The sequence below is a fragment of the Streptomyces lacaronensis genome, assembly GCF_047337785.1.
In the GTDB taxonomy this organism is placed as follows: domain Bacteria; phylum Actinomycetota; class Actinomycetes; order Streptomycetales; family Streptomycetaceae; genus Streptomyces; species Streptomyces lycopersici.
Window position 1 is genome coordinate 6,277,577 of sequence record NZ_JBLHDK010000003.1, and the last position, 21,011, is coordinate 6,298,587.

A 21,011-nucleotide genomic window follows, 5' to 3' on the forward strand; every position below is an offset into this window, starting at 1 on the left:
GGCCACCTGCGACAGCCACCTGCGACGGCCACCTGCGACGGCCACCTGCGACAGCCACCTGTGGCGGCCGCGCGTGCAAGCCACCTGCGGCGGCCGCGGGTGACGGCTGCCCGTGACGGCCGCCCGTAACGGCCGCCCGTGACGGTTCACCGGTGGCAGCCACAGCGAAGGGGCGCCCCGCCAGGCGGGAGCGCCCCTCGTCTGTTCGGCGCGGGTGCCGCGATCAGTCCTCGCTGGGGGCGGAGGGCAGCTTGCTCTGGATCAGCTCCATGACGGAGGAGTCGGTGAGCGTGGTGACATCGCCCAGGGCCCGGTTCTCGGCGACATCGCGCAGCAGACGCCGCATGATCTTGCCGGAGCGGGTCTTGGGCAGCTCGGCCACCGGCAGGATCCGCTTGGGCTTGGCGATCGGGCCGAGCTGCTTGGCCACATGCGCCCGCAACTCCTCGACCAGGCCCTCGTCCTCGGCCGCGGTGCCGCGCAAGATGACGAACGCGCAGATGGCCTGGGTGGTCTGTGGGTCGGTGGCACCGACGACCGCCGCCTCGGCGACCTTGGGGTGCGAGACGAGGGCCGACTCGACCTCGGTCGTGGAGATGTTGTGGCCGGAGACCAGCATCACATCGTCGACCCGGCCGAGCAGCCAGATGTCGCCGTCGTCGTCCTTCTTGGCGCCGTCGCCCGCGAAGTAGCGCTTGTCGAAGCGGGACCAGTAGGTGTCCAGGTAGCGCTGGTCGTCGCCCCAGATGGTGCGGAGCATGGACGGCCACGGCTCGGTGAGCACCAGATAGCCGCCATGGCCGTTCGGCACCTCATTGGCCTCGTCGTCCACGACGGTGGCGGCGATGCCCGGCAGCGCGACCTGGGCCGAACCGGGCTTGGCGGCGGTGACGCCCGGCAGCGGGCTGATCATGATGCCGCCGGTCTCGGTCTGCCACCAGGTGTCGACGACGGGAGTGGTGTCAGCGCCGATGTGCTTGCGGTACCAGACCCATGCCTCGGGGTTGATGGGCTCGCCGACGGAGCCGAGGATCCGCAGCGAGGAGAGGTCGAACTTGGCCGGGATGTCGTCGCCCCACTTCATGCAGGCGCGGATCGCGGTCGGGGCGGTGTACAGGATGGTGACCCCGTACTTCTGGACGACCTCCCACCAGCGGCCCTGGTGCGGGGTGTCCGGGGTGCCCTCGTAGAGCACCTCGGTGGCGCCGTTGGAGAGCGGGCCGTAGACGATGTACGAGTGGCCGGTGACCCAGCCGACGTCCGCCGTGCACCAGAAGACATCGGTCTCCGGCTTGAGGTCGAAGACGGCGTGGTGGGTGTAGGAGACCTGGGTGAGGTAGCCGCCGGAGGTGTGCAGGATGCCCTTCGGCTTACCGGTCGTGCCCGAGGTGTAGAGGATGAACAGCGGGTGCTCGGCGTCGAACGCCTCGGGGGTGTGCTGCTCCGGCTGGCGCTCCACGATCTCGTGCCACCAGACGTCGCGGCCCTCGCTCCAGTCCACCTCCTGGCCGGTGCGGCGGACGACCAGCACATTGCGCACGTTCTCGGTGCCGGGCCGGGTGAGCGCCTCGTCGACGGCGGGCTTGAGCGCGGACGGCTTGCCGCGGCGGTAGCCGCCGTCGGCGGTGATGATGACCCGGGCGTCGGCGTCCTGGATACGGGTGGCGAGAGCGTCGGCCGAGAAGCCGCCGAAGACCACCGAATGCGGGGCGCCGATGCGGGCGCAGGCCAGCATCGCGATCACGGTCTCCGGGATCATCGGCATGTAGATCGCGACCCGGTCGCCCGACCGGACACCCAACTCGGTCAGTGCGTGGGCCGCTTGGGAGACCTCTCGCTGCAGCTCGGCGTAGGTGAGGGAGCGGGTGTCGCCGGGCTCGCCCTCGAAGTGCAGCGCCACCCGGTCGCCCAGGCCGTTCTCGACATGCCGGTCGACGCAGTTGTACGCCACATTGAGCTTGCCGTCGGCGAACCACTTCGCGAAGGGCGGGTTCGACCAGTCGAGTGTCTCGGTCGGCGCGGTCGCCCAGGACAGCCGACGGGCCTGCTCGGCCCAGAAGCCCAGGCGGTCCGCCTTCGCCCGCTCATACGCCTCGGCCGTGACATTGGCGTTCGCGGTCAGCTCGGCGGGCGGCGCGAAGCGACGCTCCTCCCGAAGAAGGTTGGCCAGGCTCTCGTTACTCACGACATCTCCCATTCCCAGGGTGTCCGTTGTGTCCCAGGCCATAGCTCATCAGCCAACGGCACACCCTGACAAGGGCTGTCGCCGAGAATTGGTTTAGACCTTTAGTCGTGTACGTCACCGTCCCAGCTCCAGAGCGCCCTGAACGGGGTCGTCGCCTCGCTCCGCCGCGCCGGAACGACCGCTACCGAGCCGGGTGGGGGCCGCCGTGGCGGCGAGGCAGACGGGCATCGACGCGCCATGGTCCGGCACGCCATGGTCCGGGCGGACGGGCAGAAACCTCCCCGTACCCGTGTCCAGGACATACGCCTGGGCCTCCGCCACCTGGAAATACATGCCATGCACTGCCAGCCCGCCCTCCGCCACCCGCCGTGCCACACAGGCGTGCTCCATCAGATGGTCGAGCTGCTGTCTCACATTGACCAGCGCCAGCCGCTCCGCGTCATCGGCGACCGCCCGGTTCGACAGGCCGACCTCGCCGCGCCCCAGCCGACCGATCCGCTCCATCCGTGCCAGCGCCGGTCTACCGTGGCGCAGCCAGCGCTCCAGCGGCGTCCCGTCCCCGTCGGAGGATGCCCCGGGCCCGCCAGCGGATGCCTCGGGTCTGTCGGAGGGCGCCCCAGGCCCGGCGTATACCTCGGTGCCGACGGTGGGCGCCCCGGGATGGGGCGGTGTGCGGACCGGCGCCGATGGGTCGAGCAGCGCCTGCATCGCACCGCATCCGGAGTGGCCGCACACCGTGATGCTGCTGATCTTCAGCACCTCCACCGCGTACTCGATCGCCGCGCCCACCGAGTCGCAGGAGTCATCGGCGCCCGGTGGTGGCACCAGATTGCCGACATTGCGCACGGTGAACAGATCTCCGGGGCCGCTGGAGGTGATCATGCTGGTCACCAGGCGGGAGTCGGCGCAGGTGAGGAACAGCTGGCTGGGTCGCTGCCCCTCCCGCGCCAGCCGGGCCAGCTCATCGCGGACCAGCGGTGCCGTATGGCGCTGGAACGTGCTCACCCCGCCGAGCAGCTGACCGCCCGCGTCCCCACCGGCGGCGACGCTCGCTCCGACGCCCGAAGCCGCCGGGGCCGGACGGGTGCAGTGGTGATCGCGCCAAGGCGTCCACGGCCGGCAGGCCCGGACGCCGTCCGCCTCCGCGACTCGCCGCGCCGCCCGTCCATCGGCCGCTGACCGCCCGGGGCCCGAAGGTCGCCGGGAGCCTGAGGGTCGCCCGGGGCCCGTCGCCCGCCCGGGGCCCGTCGCCCGCCCGGAGCCCGAAGGCCGCCCGGAGCCCGAAGGCCGCCCGGAGCCTGAGGGCAGCCGGGAGCCCGAGAGTCGGAGGAGCGCCGTGAGGAGGGTGATCGCGAGGGCCGCGGCGGCGGCCAAGAGTCCGGCCCGGAGCGAGGCACCGCAGGCCGACGCGATGCCCAGCGAGACGGAGGCGATACCCAGTGAGAGAGGAACGGTGAATCGGAAGAGGGCGGCCGAGGCGGAGAGATCTCCGTGTCTGAGGCGGTAGACCCGGTGGATCCTGTCCAAGAGCTTCAACATTCCCGTCTCCTCCGGGGCTTCGGTCGCGGATGGGCGCGCGGCCGTGGGTCACGGCGTACTGCGGTACTGACTTCCAAGCGTTGGTAAATGAATCGTAATGCCGAGTAAAGTCGCTGGGAAGTCTTTTGAGGGAGAGTGGGTCGGTATTCCCCCTACGGGGTGAATAGTCATTTAAAACACTTTGTCATCCTCTGTTCTTTTCTCCGCCTGTGCGAGGTTTTCGCCTATACGGCCGGATCTCCCAGGGCAGAGCGCGACACGAGGATCGAGGTGGCGGTATGGGGGCCAGCGGAGGCAGAAGGGCCAGAAGGAAGGTCACTGCACTGCTGGTCGCGGCGGTGGCGCTCTCCGCGCCGGTACCTCTACGACCCGCCCAGGCACCGGCGCGGCGCCTCGTCGATCGACTTCAACGACGTCGAGGGCATCAAGGCCACGGTGGAGCAGCTCCGCGGTGCCTGGCTGGACGGCAATGAGATCGGCACCCGCGAGATCCACGGCATCTGGGACTTCCCGCTACAGCGGATCCCGGTACCGGGCCGCGCGTTCGAGACGCTCTCCCTGAAGTACAACTTCCTCGCCAACAAGCCGCGCAAGAAGAACGGCAAGCGGCCCAAGTGCTCCACCTGGGGCCGTCCGATGCGCGACGGCATGCCCGCCGCCTTCGACCGGGCGTACGAGGGCAACCGGGCACCGCTGTTCATCGGCAATCACTTCGAGTGAAGCTGCGGGTGCTGGACGTCGGGATGCGGCCACCGGGTGGCTGGAAGAGTTATCTGGCCGCCGAGCCTGGGGCGGACGTCCGATCGCGAAACGGCTCATGAGCGGACGTCCGGGCACCACACGCGGACGGCTAAGCGGGAGCGGGAGTAGCCGCCGAGCTCTCCTCCGGCACGAACTCCCGCAGTCCGAAGGCGGGGTCGACCTGGGCGGCAAGGTCGGCACCCGTCTTCGCATTCCCCCAGCTCTGCGCGTTCTTCAGATGGAAGTGCACCATCTGTCGGGTGTACCGCTGCCAGTCGCGCCGCTCGTACGAGGCGTCGACCGCGCCTTGCAGTGTCCGCAGTGCCTCGCGGTTCGTCTCCTCCAGCTCCTCGAACCGGGGCGCACGGCCCTTCTCCATCGCCCGGACCCAGTCGGAGTGGCCGAACGCGACCAGCAGGTCATCGCCCACCTCCGCCCGGAGGAAGTCCAGGTCGTCCGGGCCCTGCACCTTGTTGCCGACCACTCTGAGCGCCACATCGAAGTCGCGGGCGTACTCCTTGTACTGGCGGTAGACGGAGACGCCCTTACGCGTGGGCTCGGCCACCAGGAACGTCATGTCGAAGCGGGTGAAGAGGCCGGAGGCGAAGGAATCGCTGCCCGCCGTCATGTCGACGACGATGAACTCGCCGCGCCCGTCGACCAGATGGTTCAGGCAGAGCTCGATCGCGCCGACCTTGGAGTGGTAGCAGGCGACGCCGAGGTCGGATTCGGTGAAGGGGCCTGTCGCCATCAGCCGCACCGACCCGTTGTCGAGCGGCAGGGTGCGGGCGCAGGCCTGGTAGACGGGGTTGTCCTCACCGATCCGCAGCAGCCGCGAGCCTTCACCAGGCGGGGTGGTCTTGATCATGGTCTCGGCGGAGGCGATCCGGGGGTTCGTACCGCGCAAGTAGTCCTTGATCAGCGGGAGATGGGCGCCCATCGCGGGCAGTGCGGCGGCCTCCGCCTCGTCGAGTCCGAGTGCCACACCCAGATGCTGATTGATGTCGGCGTCGACGGCGACGACGGGGGCGTGGGTGGTGGCGAGATGGCGGATGAACAGCGACGACAGCGTGGTCTTGCCGCTTCCACCCTTGCCTACGAAAGCGATCTTCATGTTCACCTAGCGTAGGTGAGTGATCCCGGACCATGAGGGATTTACGTGAAGAACACCACTCCAACGAGGGGCGCCCAGCGCGAGGTGCGTAGTGTCGTACTCATGAGTACGTCAGCTGATCCGCTCGCCACCCTGGCCGCGCTGCCCGGCGTGACCGAGTCCGTGAACGCCGTACGGACCGCCGTGGACCGGGTCTATGGGCACCGGGTGATGCGCCGCCGCAGCAATGAGGTCACCTCCGAGGCGGCGTTGCGCGGAGCGCGGGGTTCCGCCGCGCTGGCCGGTGCGGACTGGGCGCTGGAAGAGGTGCGCCGGCGCACCGACTTCGGGGTCGAGGGCGAGCCGCGCACGGTGGGGGCGGCGCTACGGCTGACCGCCGAGGCGGGGCAGCTGCTGAGCATCTGGCGGCAGTCGCCGCTGCGGGTGCTGGCCCGGCTGCATCTGGTCGCGGCGGGAGGAGCGGAGGGCGACGAGGGAATCGGCCGCCCACGGCAGTCGGGTGAGCCGGTGGACGAGCCGCTGATCGGATCCGATCTGCCGCTGCCGGACGCGGACGAGGTCGCGGGACGGCTCGATGGGCTGGCCCGGCTGCTGCTCGCGGGCAGTGAGGCTCCGGCGCTGGTGACGGCGGCGGTGGTGCATGGCGAACTGCTCGCCCTGCGGCCCTTTGTCTCCCGCAATGGTCTGGTGGCGCGTGCGGCCGAACGGATCGTGCTGGTCGGCAGCGGTCTCGATCCGAAGTCCATCTGCCCGGCCGAGGTGGGATACGCGGAGCTGGGCGCCGCGCCGTACATGGCCGCGCTGGAGGGCTATGCCTCGGGGACGCCGGAGGGGATGGCGGTGTGGATCGCGCACTGCGGACGGGCGGTTGAGCTCGGCGTGCGGGAGTCCACGGCGGTCTGCGAGGCCCTGCAGCGCGGGGCGGCCTGACGCGGATGGGTGTGGCCTGACGTCGGAGAGGCGCGGGCTGACGCGGGAGAGTGCGGTCTGACGTCGGACCAAGCCGGACCGGCCCCGGACAAGAGTTGCGGCGGTACCACGTGGGCACCGCCGCTGGCACAGCTGCCGGGTTACCATGCGTGCAATCTCAATCGCCCATCAGGTCGGGAACTTCTGCCCGTCCCTGGTGCGGCTGGCCCGTAATCGACGGGTCGACGTCGCGTGGGTGCTCAGCATCTGTGCTCGGTCCGTGGGGCCTTGGCGTCTGGGGGTTTCCTCCCGGATACCCCTGGTCTCGCGGGCCGTCGATTCCTTTGTACTCCTGCGAGAGGTCAATCGGAACCCCTCGCCGCAGATCTTTGCCGTTACCCCTAAACGCGGGCATAAAGGGCGCGGCGCCGATTGGTGTACCACAGCAGTCCGGCGGTGGCGGCGGCCGCGCCGACGGCCGCCGCGACGGCGAGAACCGGGCGCGGTGGCATGGAGAGAGAGGGTCTGCGCTGCTTCAACCGCACCGGACGGTTGAACGAGAGCACCGGCCAGCCGCGCGCCGCCGCCTCGCGCCGCAGCGCCCGGTCCGGGTTGACCGTATGGGGGTGGCCGACCGCCTCCAGCATCGGGACATCGGTCACCGAATCGCTGTAGGCGTAACAGCGCGACAAGTCGTAGCCCTCCGACTCCGCCAACTCGGCGATCGCCTCCGCCTTGGTCGGGCCATAGGCGTAGTACTCCACCTCTCCGGTGAACACCCCATCCTCGACGACCATGCGAGTGGCCACCACGCGGTCCGCGCCCAGAAGCTCGCCGATCGGCTCGACCACCTCCGCGCCGGAGGTGCTGACGATCACCACATCGCGGCCGGCGGTGTGATGCTCGTCGATGAGCGAGGCGGCCTCGTCGTAGATGATGGGGTCGATGAGGTCGTGCAGGGTCTCCGCGACGATCTCCTTGACCTGCTGGACATTCCATCCTCGGCAGAGCGCGGAGAGGTACTTGCGCATCCGCTCCATCTGCTCGTGATCGGTGCGGCCGGCGAGGAAGACAAACTGTGCATAGGCAGTACGCAGTGCGGCCCGGCGGTTGATCAGCCCACCCCGGTAGAAGGACTTGCTGAAGGTGAGAGTGCTTGACTTCGCAATGACCGTCTTGTCCAGGTCAAAGAAGGCAGCTGTCCGAGGCAAGGAGTGGTTTTCCACGACGCCGAGCATAGGGCCCACCATTCGGCGTAAGCTGAGGCGCGTGGGTTTGCCTGAGAAGGCTCTCGGGTACACCATGGAAGTCACGGATCGTTCGCGACCGTGCTAACCCGGCCCGACTCCTCCCCCCCCGAGTCGGCCGTGGGGACGACCCCCGCTCTCCCCCCCGGCGGGGGTCGTCGCATGTCCGGACGCATTTTCGGCGTTCTCACGAGATCTTGCTCCCCTCCCTCGGGCCCGTGCGGCCCCGCCTCTCCACAGCCTGAGTGGTAACCGTACGTAATCGCTAGGCTGCTCTCCGGAAGTCACTGGTTTAGGTGACTGGGATATTCACAACTGATGAGTTGTCCACGGTTTTGGACCAAGATCCCCAAGATTTTCTGGATCGCAGCACGGTGATTCTCAGCGATGCTCGCACTCGCTGTTCGCGGGAGTGAGAGCGCGTAACGGATATGGGAGGGGATCGTGACTGCATCCATCACACCGGAACGCCCTTCGGCGACCGAAGGACAGCGAAGCAGACCGCTCATCGTCACCGAGGACGAGGCGCTTCTCGATGATCTGCTGCGGCTGTGCGCGGCGGCCGGAGCGGAACCGGAAGTGGCGCATGGCGCGCTCACCCGCCGGGGCAGCTGGGAGGCCGCACCGCTGATTCTGGTCGGCGACGACTCGGCCGCCCGGCTGACCGACCGAGCCCGCAGACAAGGGGTGCTGCTCATCGGGCGCGATCTGGACGACCACGGCATCTGGCGGCGGGCGGTGGCGCTCGGCGCGGACAATGTGGCGTTCCTGCCCGATGCCGAGACCTGGCTGGTGGACCGGATCGCCGATGTCGCCGAAGGCGTGGGCCGACAGGCCCTGACCGTCGGGGTCATCGGCGGCCGCGGCGGCGCGGGTGCCTCCACCCTCGCCTGCGCCCTGGCGGTCACCGCGGCCCGCTCCGGGCGGCGCACCATGCTGATCGATGCCGATCCGCTGGGTGGCGGGCTCGATGTGCTGCTCGGTGGCGAGGGCGCGCAGGGGCTGAGATGGCCCGCCTTCGCCGAGTCGCGGGGGCGGGTCGCCGGAAGCGCCCTCGAGGAGTCGCTGCCCGAGCTGCACGCGCTGCGGGTGCTCAGCTGGGACCGCGGCGATTCGGTCGTCATCCCGGCGTCCGCGATGCGGGCGGTGCTGGCCGCGGCCCGACGGCGCGGCGGGGTCGTGGTGGTGGATCTGCCGCGCCGCGTCGACGACGCGGCGGCCGAGGCGCTGTCCCAGATCGACCTCGGGCTGCTGGTCGTCCCGGCGGAGCTGCGAGCGGTCGCGGCCGCGCACCGGGTGGCGTCCACGGTGGGCATGGTGCTGCGGGATTTGCGCGCGGTGGTGCGTGGCCCGTGCGGGCCGGAGCTCGGCGACGAGGAGATCGCGGAACTGCTCGGGCTGCCGCTGGCCGGTCAGCTGCCACCGGAGCCCGGTCTGGCGGACGCGTTCGAGGGCGGGGAACCCCCGGGCAGCAGCCCCCGTGGACCGCTCGGCCGGTTCTGCGCCGAGTTCTGGGCGCGCGCCCTCGCCGACGAGGGAGGTGTCACCGCATGAGCGCCGTATCGCCGGATCTGCTGGACGCGGTGCGGCTGCGGCTGGCCGGGAGCGGCGCGGAGCCCACGCCCGCGCGGGTGGCGTCGGCCCTGCGTGAGGAGGGTCGGCTGCTCGGCGACACCGAGGTGCTCGGGGTCGTGGAGGCGCTGCGCTCGGAGCTGGTCGGCTCCGGCCCCCTGGAGCCGCTGCTGGCCGCCCGCGATGTCACGGACGTCCTGGTCACCGCCCCCGACGAGGTGTGGGTGGACCGGGGTTCGGGGCTGGAGCGCACGGGGGTCACGTTCGTGGACGCGGCCGCCGTGCGCAGGCTCGCGCAGCGGCTCGCCGCGGTGGCCGGGCGGCGGCTGGACGACGCCCGGCCATGGGTGGACGCCCGGCTGCCGGACGGGACCCGGCTGCATGCGGTGCTCCCTCCGGTCGCGGTCGGCTCGACCTGTCTGTCGCTGCGGGTGGTGCGCCCCCGGGCGTTCTCACTCGCGGAGCTGGAGGCGGCTGGGACGGTGCCGCCGGACGGCGCGCGGCTGCTGCGAGCCATGCTGGACGCCAGGCTTTCCTACCTGATCAGCGGCGGTACGGGCTCGGGCAAGACAACACTGCTGAGCACCCTGCTGGGGCTGGTCGGCCCACGGGAGCGGATCGTCCTCGCCGAGGACTCGGCCGAGCTGCGGCCCGACCATCCGCATGTGGTCCGGCTGGAGACCCGCCCCGCCAATCAGGAGGGCCGGGGCCAGGTCACCCTGCGGGATCTGGTGCGGCAGGCGCTGCGCATGCGCCCCGACCGGCTGGTGGTCGGCGAGGTGAGGGGCGCCGAGGTCACCGACCTCCTGGGCGCCCTGAACACCGGCCATGAGGGTGGCTGCGGCACTGTCCACGCCAATACGGCGGCCGATGTGCCCGCGCGGCTGGAGGCGCTCGGCTCGACCGCCGGTCTGGACCGGGGCGCGCTCCACAGCCAGTTGGCGGCGGCGCTGTCGGTCGTGGTCCATCTGGTGCGCGACCGCGCCGGGCGGCGCAGGATCGCCGAGCTGCATGTGCTGGACCGGGACCGGGCGGGCTACGTCACGACCGTCCCCGCGGCCGTCTGGAGCCCCGAGGGCTTTGAGCGGGCGGCCGGGTGGCAGCGGCTCCAGCGGCTGTGCGCACGGGGCGGAGACGCGGCATGACGGGCGCGGGAGCGGACCCAGGGGCGCTGACTCTCTGTGCCGTGACGCTGTGCGTGGGGGCGGCCTTATGGCTGCTCACCGGGCGGGACCGGGAGCTGCGCCGGGCCAGGCTGCTGCTGGCCGGCGGCGGACCCGTCGAGTCAGAGGGAACCGACCCGGTGCGGCGGCTGTCCGAGACCGCCGCCTGGCTGAGGGAGCGCTGGCGGGTCAAGTACGGCGGGCGGATGGGGCGTGAGCTGCTGTGTCTGCCGGTCGGATGTGTGATCGCGCTGCTGGGCGCGTCGGTTCTGCCGCTGGTCGGGGCGGTGCTGGCCACTCCGGTCGTCGGCCGGTGGCTGCGGTCCCGGCGGGGCGAGCGGGACCGTGTGCGGCGCGCCGCCGGGGTGATCCAGCTCTGTGCCACCGTGGCGGGCGAGCTACGGGCCGGGCGGCATCCCGGCGAGGCGCTGCTGGCGGTGGACCCGGGGCACCTGAGGGAGCGTTGGGGGCTGGTGACGGCTGCGGCGCGGTTTGGCGGGGATGTGCCGGACGCGCTGCGGAGGGTGGCCCGGCTGCCGGGCGCCGAGGGGCTGATCGGGGTCGCCGCCTGCTGGCAGGTGGCGGTCGACGAAGGGGCGGGCCTGGCGGCGGGTCTCGACCGGGTGGCGGCGGCGCTGCGCGCCGAGCGAGACCAGCGGGAGAGCCTGGACGCCAAGCTGGCGGGCGCCAAGGCCACCGCCCTCGGGCTGGCCGTGCTGCCCGTCGTCGGGCTGGTGCTGGGCGGTCTGATGGGCTCCGATCCGCTGCATGTGCTGCTGCACACCCCGGCCGGGCTGAGCTGTCTGCTGCTCGGCGGCCTGCTGGAGTGGGCGGGCCTGGTCTGGACCGGCCGGATGGTACGAGCCGCGCGTGAGCCGGGGTGGCGGCGAGGGGATCCGCACCTGAACCGAGGCCCAGCGGATCGCCGGGGTGCCCGATGAGCGCCGAGGTTGTCCACAGCCTGGGGATTTCGCTGTCCTTCCTGGCGGCGGCCCTGTGCACGGCGATGGCGATGGTCGAGGCCCGTCGGGAGCGATGCGCCCGACGACGGCTGATGGCGCTGCTTCCGGCTGCGGAGCACGGGCGGCCGCGGCGGGCCCGGCCGTGGCGGCGGTGGCGCGCCGGGTCCGGTGCGGGTGCTCTGCCCGCCTGGGCCGCGCCGGGCGGCGCGCTGACGATCGCCGTCGTCCTCGTCGGGGGGCCGTCGGGGTGGGCGCTGGGTCTCGCCGCGGCCTGCGGCCTCCGGCGGTGGCAGCGGCACCGCCGGGCCACGGCTGGGCGGTCCGGCCGTAACCGGCACCTCGAGGCCATCGCCGCGCGTCAGATCCCGCTGGCCGCCGATCTGCTGACGGCATGCCTGGCGGCCGGAGCGGGCCCGCGGAGGGCGGCGGAAGCGGTGGGAGGTTCGCTCGGCGGCCCGGTGGGTGAGCGGCTCGCCCAGACCGCGGCGGAGCTGCGGCTGGGCGGCGAACCGGCCCACGCCTGGGGGCGCATCGGAGCCCTGCCCGGAGCGCAGGGGCTGGCGCGCGCTCTGGAACGCGCCGGGACAACGGGCGCTCCGGCGGTGGAGCCGGTGTCCCGGCTGGCGGCCGAATACCGGGCCGAGCAGGGGCGGGAGGCGATGAGACGGGCCGACCGCACCGGTGTGCTGGTCAACGCGCCGCTCGCGGGCTGCTTCCTCCCCGCGTTCCTGCTGGTCGGTCTGGTCCCGGTGATGATCGGGCTGGCCCGCGGCCTGATGGGCGAGGGCCCCTGAACACGGGCGGGACCAGGACGACAACGCAGCGAACGACAGCGGCTCCGACGACAGCGGCACCAACGAGACCCGCGCGAGCGGCAACTGCACGACAACCGCACGACGAACGACAACGGCACGACGAACGACAACAGCACGACGAACGACGACACCGCGGTCGGTGGCACCGCGGACAGGACAAGGGGGGCCGACATGGTGAAGCAGTGGTGGGTACGGCGGTACGCGGCGGCGCGGGCGAAGGCCGAGGCGGGCATGACCACCGCCGAGTACGCGATGGGAACGATCGCGGCATGCGGTTTCGCCGCGGTGCTCTACAAGGTGGTGACCAGCGGGGCCGTCAGCGGTGCGCTGCAGTCGGTCATCGGACGGGCGCTCGATGCGCAGTTCTGAGCCGCCGGGAACGGGGAAGCGGACGGGCTCGCACGCCAGGAGCGGCGCGCGGGGCGTCCCGAGGGCCAGCAGCGTCCGGAGGGCCGGTGGCGTCCGGAGGGCCCGCGGCGGCGTCCAGATGGCCCCGTGGGTGCCCAGGAGGGGCGTCCGGGGGGCCTGGGGCCCTGGGACGGACAGCGGCTACGTAACGGCGGAGGCGGCCCTCGCGCTCCCGGTGCTGGCGCTGTTCGCCCTGATGCTGATCTGGGGGCTGATGGCCGCGTCCGCGCAGCTTCAGTGCGTGGACGCGGCCAGGGCCGGGGCGAGGGCGGCGGCGCGTTCGGAGCCGGAGGCGGACGCGATGGCCGCCGCCCGCTCGGCCGCGCCCGATGGAGCGCGGGTCGAGCTGTGGCGGGAGGGGGACCTGGTGCGGGTGCGCGTGCGTACCCATGCCGCCGGACCCGGACCGCTGGCGGTGGATCTGCGCGGAGAGGCCGCCGCGCTCGCCGAGGACTCGGTGGGCGCGGGCGACGCGATGGGCAGGGTCGGCGCGTGCGGTGCGGGCGGTGCGTGTGGTGCGGGCGGCGCGGGCGGTGTGGCCCGGGAGGCGGTCCCGTGAGCCCGCGAGGCGGCCCGGTGAGGCGGGCGGACGACCGGGGGTCGGCCACCGTCTGGACCGCGCTGGCCGCGACGGCCCTGTGCGTGGTGTTCGCGGCCGTGCTGGCGGCCGGGCAGGCCATGCTGGCGCGCCACCGGGCGGGCGGCGCCGCCGATCTGGCGGCGCTCGCGGCGGCGGACCACGGCTTGGAGGGGGCTCGTACGGCGTGTGATCTCGCCCGGCGGGTGGCCTCCGCGCAGGGGGCGCGTGTGGTGCGCTGTGCCCTGAGCGATGAGATCGCGGATCTCACGGCGGAGGTGCGCACCGGCCCGTTCGCCCTCCGCGTCCGGGCGCGGGCGGGGCCCGCGGGCACTCCCGTCACCGGGGTCACCGGACCGCTGTCCCCACCGGGCCGCGGGGAGCGGTCACTCGGCGGTCGGCGGCTGCTCCGGGGCGCCGGCGAGCAGGGTGGTCAGCAGGCGGATGGCGGCCTTCTTGTCCAGCGGGTCGTTGCCGTTGCCGCACTTGGGCGACTGGATGCAGGACGGGCATCCCGCCTCGCACTCGCAGACGGCGATCGCCTCGCGGGTGGCCGCCAGCCAGCGGGCGGCCGTGTGGAAGGCGCGCTCGGCGAAGCCCGCACCACCCGGGTGCCCGTCGTAGACGAAGACGGTGGGCAGCAGCGTGTCGGGGTGCAGCGGGATGGACACCCCGCCGATGTCCCAGCGGTCACAGGTGGCGAAGAGCGGCAGGATGCCGATCGAGGCGTGCTCGGCGGCGTGCAGGGCGCCGCCGAGGGCCTGGGGGTGCACCCGAGCCTCCTCGAGCTGGTCGTCGGTCACCGTCCACCACACCGCCCGGGTGCGCAGGGTGCGCGGCGGAAGGTCCAGCTTGGACTCGCCGAGGACCTCACCGGTGATCAGCTTGCGGCGCAGAAAGGAGACCACCTGGTTGGTGACCTCGACGGAGCCGAAGCACAGCCTCGCGTCGCCCCAGGGGATCTCGGTGGTGGTCTCCAGGATGGAGATCGCCGTGGTGTCGCGGGCCGTGGTCGAGTAGGGCGGAGTGGCCTCCTCCACCAGGGCGACCGAGTCGTCGAGGTCGAGCTGTTTGACGAGATAGCTCCGGCCCTGGTGGAGGTGGACGGCGCCCTCGTGGACGGTGGTGTGGGCCGCCGCGGCGTCCACGGTGCCCAGCAGCCGTCCGGTCGCCGCCTCCACGACCTGGACCGGGCTGCCGCCCGTCCCGCGGATGTCGGTGAGGTCGGCGGCGCGCTCGCGGCGGGTCCAGTGCCAGGCCTTCGCCCGGCGGCGCAGCAGTTTGCGCTGCTCCAGCTGCGGCATCAGCTCCTCGGTGGCGGGGCCGAAGAGCTCCAGGTCGGGTTCGGTGAGCGGAAGCTCGGCCGCGGCCGCGCACAGGTGCGGCGCCAGGACGTAGGGGTTGTCCGGGTCCAGGACGGTGGACTCCACCGGTTGCCGGAAGAGGGCGTCCGGGTGGTGGACGAGGTAGGTGTCCAGCGGGTCGTCCCGGGCCACCAGGATCGCGAGGGCCCCTTCGCCGGTGCGCCCGGCCCGCCCCGCTTGCTGCCACAGGGACGCGCGGGTGCCGGGATAGCCCGCCACGACCACGGCGTCCAGCCCTGCGATGTCCATCCCCAGCTCAAGTGCGGTGGTCGCGGCGAGCCCCAGCAGCTCACCGGAGTGCAGGGCCTTCTCCAGGGCGCGGCGCTCCTCGGGGAGATAGCCGCCGCGATAGGCGGCGATCCGGTCCGGCAGCGAGCGGTCCACCTCCGCGAGCCGCTCCTGGGCGATAAGCGCGATGAGCTCCGCGCCCCGCCGGGAGCGCACGAAGGTGACCGTACGGACGCCCTGGACGGCCAGGTCGGTGAGCAGGTCCGCGGACTCGGCCGTGGCCGTGCGGCGCACGGGGGCGCCCTGCTCGCCGTGGAGTTCGGTCAGCGGCGGCTCCCAGAGGGCGAAGACGACCTCGCCGCGGGGCGAGCCGTCCTCGGTGATCTCCGCCACCGGCACGCCGGTCAGCCGGCACGCGGCGACCGCCGGATCGGAGGCGGTGGCCGAGGCGAGCAGGAACACCGGCGAGGAGCCGTAGCGGGCGCAGACGCGGCGCAGCCTGCGCAGCACCTGGGCCACATGGGAGCCGAAGACCCCCCGGTAGGTGTGGCACTCGTCGATCACCACATAGCGCAGTGCGCGCAGAAAGGAGGACCATCTGGGGTGGCCGGGCAGGATGCCCCGGTGGAGCATGTCAGGGTTGGTGAGCACGTAGTTCGCGTACTGCCGGACCCACTCGCGCTCCTCGACGGGAGTGTCGCCGTCGTAGACCGCCGCCCGGATGCCGGAGCCCAGCGGGGCGGTGAGGTCGGCTACCGCGCGCCGCTGATCGGCGGCCAGCGCCTTGGTGGGGGAGAGGTACAGGGCGGTCGCCCCCCGGCCGCTGGGCTCCTCCGAGCCGTCCAGCAGGGCGCTGAGGACGGGGGCCAGATAGGCGAGGGACTTGCCGGAGGCGGTTCCGGTGGCCACGACCGCGGATTCGCCGCGCAGCGCGTGTTCGGCCGTGCGCGCCTGGTGGGCCCAGGGGCGCTCGATGCCGACCGCGCGAATGGCGTTGATCACCTCTGGCCGGATCGCCGAGGGCCAGTCGGCATGGGTTCCCGGGCGTGGGGGCAAGTGCTCCGTATGAGTGATGCGCGTGCTCCGGCTCGCCCCGGTGCTCAGCCGACCGAGGACGGCCCGGGGTGAGGGGCGTATGCCCGCCTGCCGCGGGATTTGGTTGTCGGCCATCGACACCGAGTGTGTCACTGGTCTGACGGACAATGGTCTCAAGGCGTCGTGCACGCCTGCTGGTAAGTGATTGAATGCCATCGCGGCTGCCGATCCATGGGGGGCGACCGCTCGATGCAAGGTGCTGGAGGATCCGTGGACCTGTCCCTGTCGACCCGGACCGTCGATGACCGCACGGTCGTCGAGGTCGGTGGCGAGATTGATGTATACACCGCGCCCAAGCTGCGCGAGCAGCTGGTCGAGCTTGTCAACGACGGCAACTACCACTTGGTCGTCGACATGGAGGGCGTCGACTTTCTCGACTCCACCGGACTCGGCGTGCTCGTCGGCGGGCTCAAGCGAGTGCGGGCCCACGAGGGCTCGCTGCGCCTGGTCTGCAACCAGGAGCGCATTCTGAAGATCTTCCGCATCACCGGCCTGACCAAGGTGTTCCCGATTCACACCTCGGTCGAGGACGCTGTCGCGGCGACCGACTGACAAGATCGCCGAAGGAAGACACAGAAGGGGGTTCCGGGCGGCGCTCGCCCGGCCCTCCCCATACGCACGCCCATACGCCCGAGGGGGATGGCATGGCCACCGTCGAACTCCGCTTCAGCGCGCTGCCCGAGCACGTCAGGACCGCTCGTCTTGTCGCGGCGGCCGTGGCGCGCCGGGCGGGGGTGGATGAGGCCGTGCTCGACGAGGTGCGGCTCGCGGTCGGCGAGGCCTGCACACGTGCGGTCGGGCTCCACCTGAGCAATGGGGTGGAGGCACCGGTGCGGGTGATCCTGACCGATGAGGAGAAGAAGTTCTCCATCGAGGTCGGTGACGAATCCCCGACCTCGGCCGCCCTGGCACCCGGCTCCCATCCGGAGGCGGACGACGAGGCCGAGGGCGAGGACGAGATGGGTCTCGCCGTCATCAGCGGGCTCGTCGACGATGTCGAGGTGACGACCAGCGAGACCGGTGGAGTGATCCGGATGAGCTGGCCGACATCGCCCCAGCCTCTGGTGTCCTAGCCCGAGCCAAGGCCTTTGGTGGCCTGGCCCGAGCCAAAGGCGTTTGGTGGCCTGGTCCGTCCGTTGGAGGTTCGGCCCGTACCGGGTCGGGGCATGTCGTCGCCGGTTCGGGCCTTGCCCGCAGTGGGCCGGGCCTCTTGCCCCGCCCCGGGGCCCGGCGCGGGGCTGACTCGCCCTGGCCGCCGAATCGAGCCCATCGAGGGGCATCTGCCCGTCATCCATCGCCCGGTTTTCCGGACCGCCGGACCGGCCGTTTCAAGATCGCCGGTCCGGCTGTCGGCGTGCCCGCGCCCGCTCGGCGGCATCGTCCTGGCGCACCCCGGCGCACCCCACAGCGCATCTCTCGGCGCGCGCTTTTTCGGTCTCGGGCCTACGCTCTGAACAGCGCTTTTCTCAGTGCCGCGCGATTGTCGCAAGATCGCTATTAAGATCGTCCATATAGATCATTTATGGCGATCACTTTACATCCGTCACCGAATTGTCGACCTTCCTTCTTCCGAAGGAATTCGTACCGCCAAACCTATTGATCTTCGCTGGTGCGGGGGAATTCCCATTCCGGCGCCCTGTTTTGATCGTGTGACGCTCCCTACAATCCGTCCACATCTCGAGCTCAGGACGCCTGAGCGCGGCGGCTCTTCTGCGGTCGCAGAACTGCTGCGCGCCCATGTGCCAAACGTCAAGGAGGACGAATGGCGGGGCCTCTCACCCCTCATCAGCTGGACCTCACCCCAACCCTGGCCGCCGCAGAGCTGACCGACGACAACCGTGTGATCGTGCTGGTGATCGCCGCCGTCGCGATCGCGGCGCTCGCGGTCGCGGTGGTGCTGGTACGACAAGTCCTCGCGGCCGGCGAGGGCACGGACAGTATGAAGAAGATCGCCGAAGCCGTTCAGGAAGGCGCCAATGCCTATCTGGCCCGGCAGCTGCGCACCCTCGGTGGATTCGCCGTGGTGGTGTTCTTCCTGCTCATGCTGTTGCCGGCGGACGACTGGCCGCAGCGCATCGGGCGTTCGGTGTTCTTTCTGATCGGTGCGGCGTTCTCGGCCGCGACCGGCTATATCGGGATGTGGCTCGCGGTGCGCAGCAATGTGCGCGTCGCCGCCGCCGCCCGTGAGGCCACCCCCGAGCCCCCCACCACACCCGTCAATGGCGATTCGGCCGCTTCCTCGCCCGGTAAGGCGAGCGCGGATCTCACGGCCGTCTCGCACAAGGCAATGAAGATCGCATTCCGTACCGGCGGTGTGGTGGGCATGTTCACCGTGGGCCTCGGACTGCTGGGCGCCTCCTGCGTGGTGCTGGTCTACGCGGCCGACGCGCCCAAGGTGCTGGAGGGCTTCGGGCTCGGCGCCGCGCTGATCGCGATGTTCATGAGGGTCGGCGGTGGCATCTTCACCAAGGCCGCCGACGTCGGCGCCGACCTCGTCGGCAAGGTCGAGAAGGGCATCCCCGAGGACGATCCGCGCAACGCCGCGACCATCGCGGACAACGTTGGCGACAACGTCGGGGACTGCGCCGGTATGGCCGCCGACCTCTTCGAGTCGTACGCCGTCACCCTGGTGGCCGCGCTGATCCTCGGTAAGACGGCCTTCGGCGACTCCGGGCTGGCCTTCCCGCTGCTCGTCCCGGCCATCGGCGTGGTCACCGCCATGATCGGGATCTTCGCCGTGGCCCCGCGCCGCTCCGACCGCAGCGGGATGAGCGCGATCAACCGGGGTTTCTTCATCTCCGCCCTGATCTCTATGGCGCTGGTGGCGATCGCGGTCTTCATCTATCTGCCGTCCAGCTACGCGGACCTCGACGGCGTCACCAACCGCGAGATCCTCGGCCACAGCGGTGACCCGCGGGTGCTCGCGCTCGTCGCGGTCGCCATCGGCATCGTGCTGGCCGCGCTCATCCAGCAGCTCACGGGCTACTTCACCGAGACCACCCGGCGTCCGGTGCGGGACGTCGGCAAGACCTCGCTGACCGGCCCGGCCACGGTGGTGCTCTCCGGTATCTCGCTGGGTCTGGAGTCCGCCGTCTACTCGGCGGTGCTGATCGGGCTGGGTGTCTACGGCGCCTTCCTGCTCGGCGGCAGTTCGATCATGCTGGCGCTGTTCGCCGTGGCGCTCGCCGGTACCGGTCTGCTCACCACGGTCGGCGTGATCGTCGCCATGGACACCTTCGGCCCGGTCTCGGACAACGCGCAGGGCATCGCGGAGATGTCCGGCGATGTCGAGGGCGCGGGCGCGCAGGTGCTCACCGACCTGGACGCGGTCGGCAACACCACCAAGGCGATCACCAAGGGCATCGCCATCGCCACGGCGGTGCTCGCGGCGGCCGCGCTCTTCGGCTCGTACCGCGACGCCATCGCCGAGGCGGTGAGCGACGTGCACACCTCCGTGGCCGGGGAGATGAATCTGAACCTGGACATCTCGCAGCCCAACAACCTCGTGGGCCTCGTCCTCGGCGCCGCCGTCGTCTTCCTCTTCACCGGGCTGGCGATCAGCGCGGTGTCGCGGTCGGCCGGTGCGGTGGTCTTCGAGGTGCGGCGGCAGTTCCGCGAGAAGCCCGGGATCATGAACTACAGCGAGAAGCCGGAGTACGGCCGGGTCGTCGACATCTGCACCAAGGACGCGCTGCGCGAGCTGGCCACACCGGGTCTGCTCGCCGTCATGGCGCCGATCGCCGTCGGCTTCACCTTCGGGGTCGGCGCGCTCGGCTCGTTCCTGGCGGGCGCGATCGGCACCGGCACGCTGATGGCCGTCTTCCTCGCCAACTCCGGCGGCGCCTGGGACAACGCCAAGAAGCTGGTCGAGGACGGGCACCACGGTGGCAAGGGGAGCGAGGCCCATGCCGCGACGGTGATCGGCGACACCGTCGGGGATCCCTTCAAGGACACCGCCGGTCCCGCGATCAACCCGCTGCTGAAGGTGATGAACCTGGTGGCGCTGCTGATCGCCCCCGCGGTGGTCAAGTTCTCCTATGGGGACAACGCCAGCCCGGGGCTGCGCGCGGTCGTCGCGGCGATCGCCGTCGTGATCATCGTGACCGCCGTCTACATCTCCAAGCGGCGCGGAATCGCCGTAGGTGACGAAGACAACTCCGAGCGCGTGGCGAAGTCAGCCGACGCGGCGGTGGTGTCCTAGCCCCGGAAGGGGCCAGGGCGCCGGGAAAGCCCCCGCGACATGCGGGCGGGCGGTGTGCGACGGCACATCGTCCGCCCGCTTCCCTGTCCGCGGTGCCCCACCCGCTCGATGAGGCCATGTCCACAATGAGCGTGGTGCAAATGCTCCTAAAGATATTTATACGGGACGCTCTCCCGGTGGGCTTCGCCGGATGGACGTGTATGTTCCGGGGCCGAGAGCCATGGAAGGGACCAATCCGGTGAACAAGAAGCTTGTGGCTGCACTGTCCGGCGGTGCGGCACTCGTACTGGCGCTGACCGGCTGCGGGGGCGGCGACGACGACAAGAAGGTCAACGACTGGGCCAAGTCGGTCTGTGACGAGGTGCAGCCTCAGCTGAAGAAGATCCAGGGCGCGAACACCGCGATCCAGGGTGCCGCCGACGAGCAGGACTCCAAAAAGCTGCAGCAGACGGACTCCAAGGCGTTCCAGGAGATCTCCGAGTCCTACGGGGCACTCGCCAAGGCCGTGAACAAGGCGGGCCCGCCGCCCGTGGACAGCGGCGACAAGACCCAGAAGGAGGCGGTCAAGGAGCTCAACGCCACCTCGGGGTCGTACACGAAGCTGAAGTCGGCCATCGACAAGCTCGACACCTCGGACAAGTCCAAGTTCGCCCAGGGGCTCGCGGGCGTCGCCGATGAGCTCGACAAGCTCAGCAAGTCGGGTGACCAGGCCCTGCGGAAGCTCCAGGAGGGCAAGGTCGGCTCGGCGATGGCCAAGCAGCCCGGCTGCCAGAAGCCGAAGACGGCCGGCGGCGCCACGACGCAGTCCTAGCCGACCTCGCGGGTCTCCGTGGCCCTCGTAGTCCTTCCGGGCGGTCCCCGTAGTCCTTACGTGACCGCCCCGGAGTTCTG

16 protein-coding genes and 2 pseudogenes are annotated in these 21,011 nt (G+C 71.2%); 13 read left to right on the forward strand and 5 right to left on the reverse strand.

The window, feature by feature from the left end:
- Window positions 1-223: 223 nt before the first annotated feature.
- Complete coding sequence (gene acs, locus ACMTAK_RS27435; RefSeq protein ID WP_413808651.1) at window positions 224-2,185, reverse strand: acetate--CoA ligase; 1,962 nt, start codon at window positions 2,183-2,185, stop codon at window positions 224-226.
- Between the two features lie 114 nt (window positions 2,186-2,299).
- A pseudogene (locus ACMTAK_RS27440) lies at window positions 2,300-3,370 on the reverse strand (carbonic anhydrase); the annotation flags it as partial.
- 624 nt (window positions 3,371-3,994) lie between these two features.
- Between ACMTAK_RS27440 and ACMTAK_RS27445 the strand changes: the two are divergent.
- The gene (locus tag ACMTAK_RS27445; protein WP_413808652.1) at window positions 3,995-4,444 is read left to right on the forward strand and encodes a polysaccharide deacetylase family protein; all 450 of its coding nucleotides are present in this window, start codon (window positions 3,995-3,997) and stop codon (window positions 4,442-4,444) included.
- Between the two features lie 130 nt (window positions 4,445-4,574).
- Here ACMTAK_RS27445 and ACMTAK_RS27450 read toward each other — a convergent pair whose 3' ends face one another.
- Window positions 4,575-5,579, reverse strand: a complete 1,005-nt coding sequence (locus ACMTAK_RS27450) for an ATP-binding protein (protein ID WP_413808653.1) — start codon at window positions 5,577-5,579, stop codon at window positions 4,575-4,577.
- A 102-nt stretch (window positions 5,580-5,681) separates the two neighbouring features.
- On the opposite strand from ACMTAK_RS27450, the gene ACMTAK_RS27455 reads away from it, so the two are divergent.
- A complete protein-coding gene (locus tag ACMTAK_RS27455) occupies window positions 5,682-6,509 on the forward strand; it encodes a Fic family protein (protein WP_413808654.1) in 828 nt (275 codons plus the stop codon).
- Between the two features lie 380 nt (window positions 6,510-6,889).
- On the opposite strand, the gene ACMTAK_RS27460 is transcribed toward ACMTAK_RS27455, so the two are convergent.
- Window positions 6,890-7,726: an HAD family hydrolase gene (locus ACMTAK_RS27460; RefSeq protein ID WP_413808655.1), complete on the reverse strand. Its 837-nt coding sequence runs from the start codon at window positions 7,724-7,726 to the stop codon at window positions 6,890-6,892.
- Between the two features lie 453 nt (window positions 7,727-8,179).
- Between ACMTAK_RS27460 and ssd the strand changes: the two genes are divergently transcribed.
- From ssd to ACMTAK_RS27495, 7 genes and pseudogenes are all read left to right on the forward strand, one after another.
- Window positions 8,180-9,289 (forward strand): septum site-determining protein Ssd, encoded by a 1,110-nt coding sequence (gene ssd, locus ACMTAK_RS27465; protein ID WP_413808656.1) that lies wholly within the window; start codon window positions 8,180-8,182, stop codon window positions 9,287-9,289.
- A complete protein-coding gene (locus ACMTAK_RS27470; RefSeq protein ID WP_413808657.1) occupies window positions 9,286-10,452 on the forward strand; it encodes a TadA family conjugal transfer-associated ATPase in 1,167 nt (388 codons plus the stop codon). The genes ssd and ACMTAK_RS27470 overlap by 4 nt, the downstream gene beginning before the upstream one ends.
- On the forward strand, window positions 10,449-11,411 hold the full coding sequence (locus ACMTAK_RS27475; RefSeq protein WP_413808658.1) for a type II secretion system F family protein: 963 nt from the start codon (window positions 10,449-10,451) through the stop codon (window positions 11,409-11,411). Before ACMTAK_RS27470 ends, ACMTAK_RS27475 begins: the two co-directional genes overlap by 4 nt.
- Window positions 11,408-12,226, forward strand: coding sequence for a type II secretion system F family protein (locus ACMTAK_RS27480; protein WP_413808659.1), 819 nt, complete (start codon window positions 11,408-11,410; stop codon window positions 12,224-12,226). The genes ACMTAK_RS27475 and ACMTAK_RS27480 overlap by 4 nt, the downstream gene beginning before the upstream one ends.
- 192 nt (window positions 12,227-12,418) lie before the next feature.
- Window positions 12,419-12,616: a DUF4244 domain-containing protein gene (locus ACMTAK_RS27485; RefSeq protein WP_210945418.1), complete on the forward strand. Its 198-nt coding sequence runs from the start codon at window positions 12,419-12,421 to the stop codon at window positions 12,614-12,616.
- 130 nt (window positions 12,617-12,746) lie between these two features.
- The gene (locus ACMTAK_RS27490) at window positions 12,747-13,214 is read left to right on the forward strand and encodes a TadE family type IV pilus minor pilin (protein WP_413808660.1); all 468 of its coding nucleotides are present in this window, start codon (window positions 12,747-12,749) and stop codon (window positions 13,212-13,214) included.
- A gap of 86 nt (window positions 13,215-13,300) precedes the next feature.
- A pseudogene (locus tag ACMTAK_RS27495) lies at window positions 13,301-13,498 on the forward strand (Rv3654c family TadE-like protein); the annotation flags it as partial.
- 120 nt (window positions 13,499-13,618) lie between these two features.
- Here ACMTAK_RS27495 and ACMTAK_RS27500 read toward each other — a convergent pair.
- Window positions 13,619-16,075, reverse strand: coding sequence for a DEAD/DEAH box helicase (locus tag ACMTAK_RS27500; protein WP_413808661.1), 2,457 nt, complete (start codon window positions 16,073-16,075; stop codon window positions 13,619-13,621).
- A 54-nt stretch (window positions 16,076-16,129) separates the two neighbouring features.
- On the opposite strand from ACMTAK_RS27500, the gene bldG reads away from it, so the two are divergent.
- The 4 genes from bldG to ACMTAK_RS27520 all read left to right on the forward strand — a co-directional run bounded on the left by bldG (window position 16,130) and on the right by ACMTAK_RS27520 (window position 20,931).
- Window positions 16,130-16,471: an anti-sigma factor antagonist BldG gene (bldG, locus tag ACMTAK_RS27505; protein ID WP_014061729.1), complete on the forward strand. Its 342-nt coding sequence runs from the start codon at window positions 16,130-16,132 to the stop codon at window positions 16,469-16,471.
- 92 nt (window positions 16,472-16,563) lie between these two features.
- Entirely contained in the window at window positions 16,564-16,992 is a 429-nt protein-coding gene (locus tag ACMTAK_RS27510; protein ID WP_413808662.1) for an ATP-binding protein, read from the forward strand.
- 689 nt (window positions 16,993-17,681) lie between these two features.
- Window positions 17,682-20,120 (forward strand): sodium-translocating pyrophosphatase, encoded by a 2,439-nt coding sequence (locus tag ACMTAK_RS27515; RefSeq protein ID WP_413808663.1) that lies wholly within the window; start codon window positions 17,682-17,684, stop codon window positions 20,118-20,120.
- Window positions 20,121-20,358: 238 nt separating this feature from the next.
- A complete protein-coding gene (locus ACMTAK_RS27520) occupies window positions 20,359-20,931 on the forward strand; it encodes a small secreted protein (protein WP_413808664.1) in 573 nt (190 codons plus the stop codon).
- The last annotated feature ends 80 nt before the right edge of the window (window positions 20,932-21,011 follow it).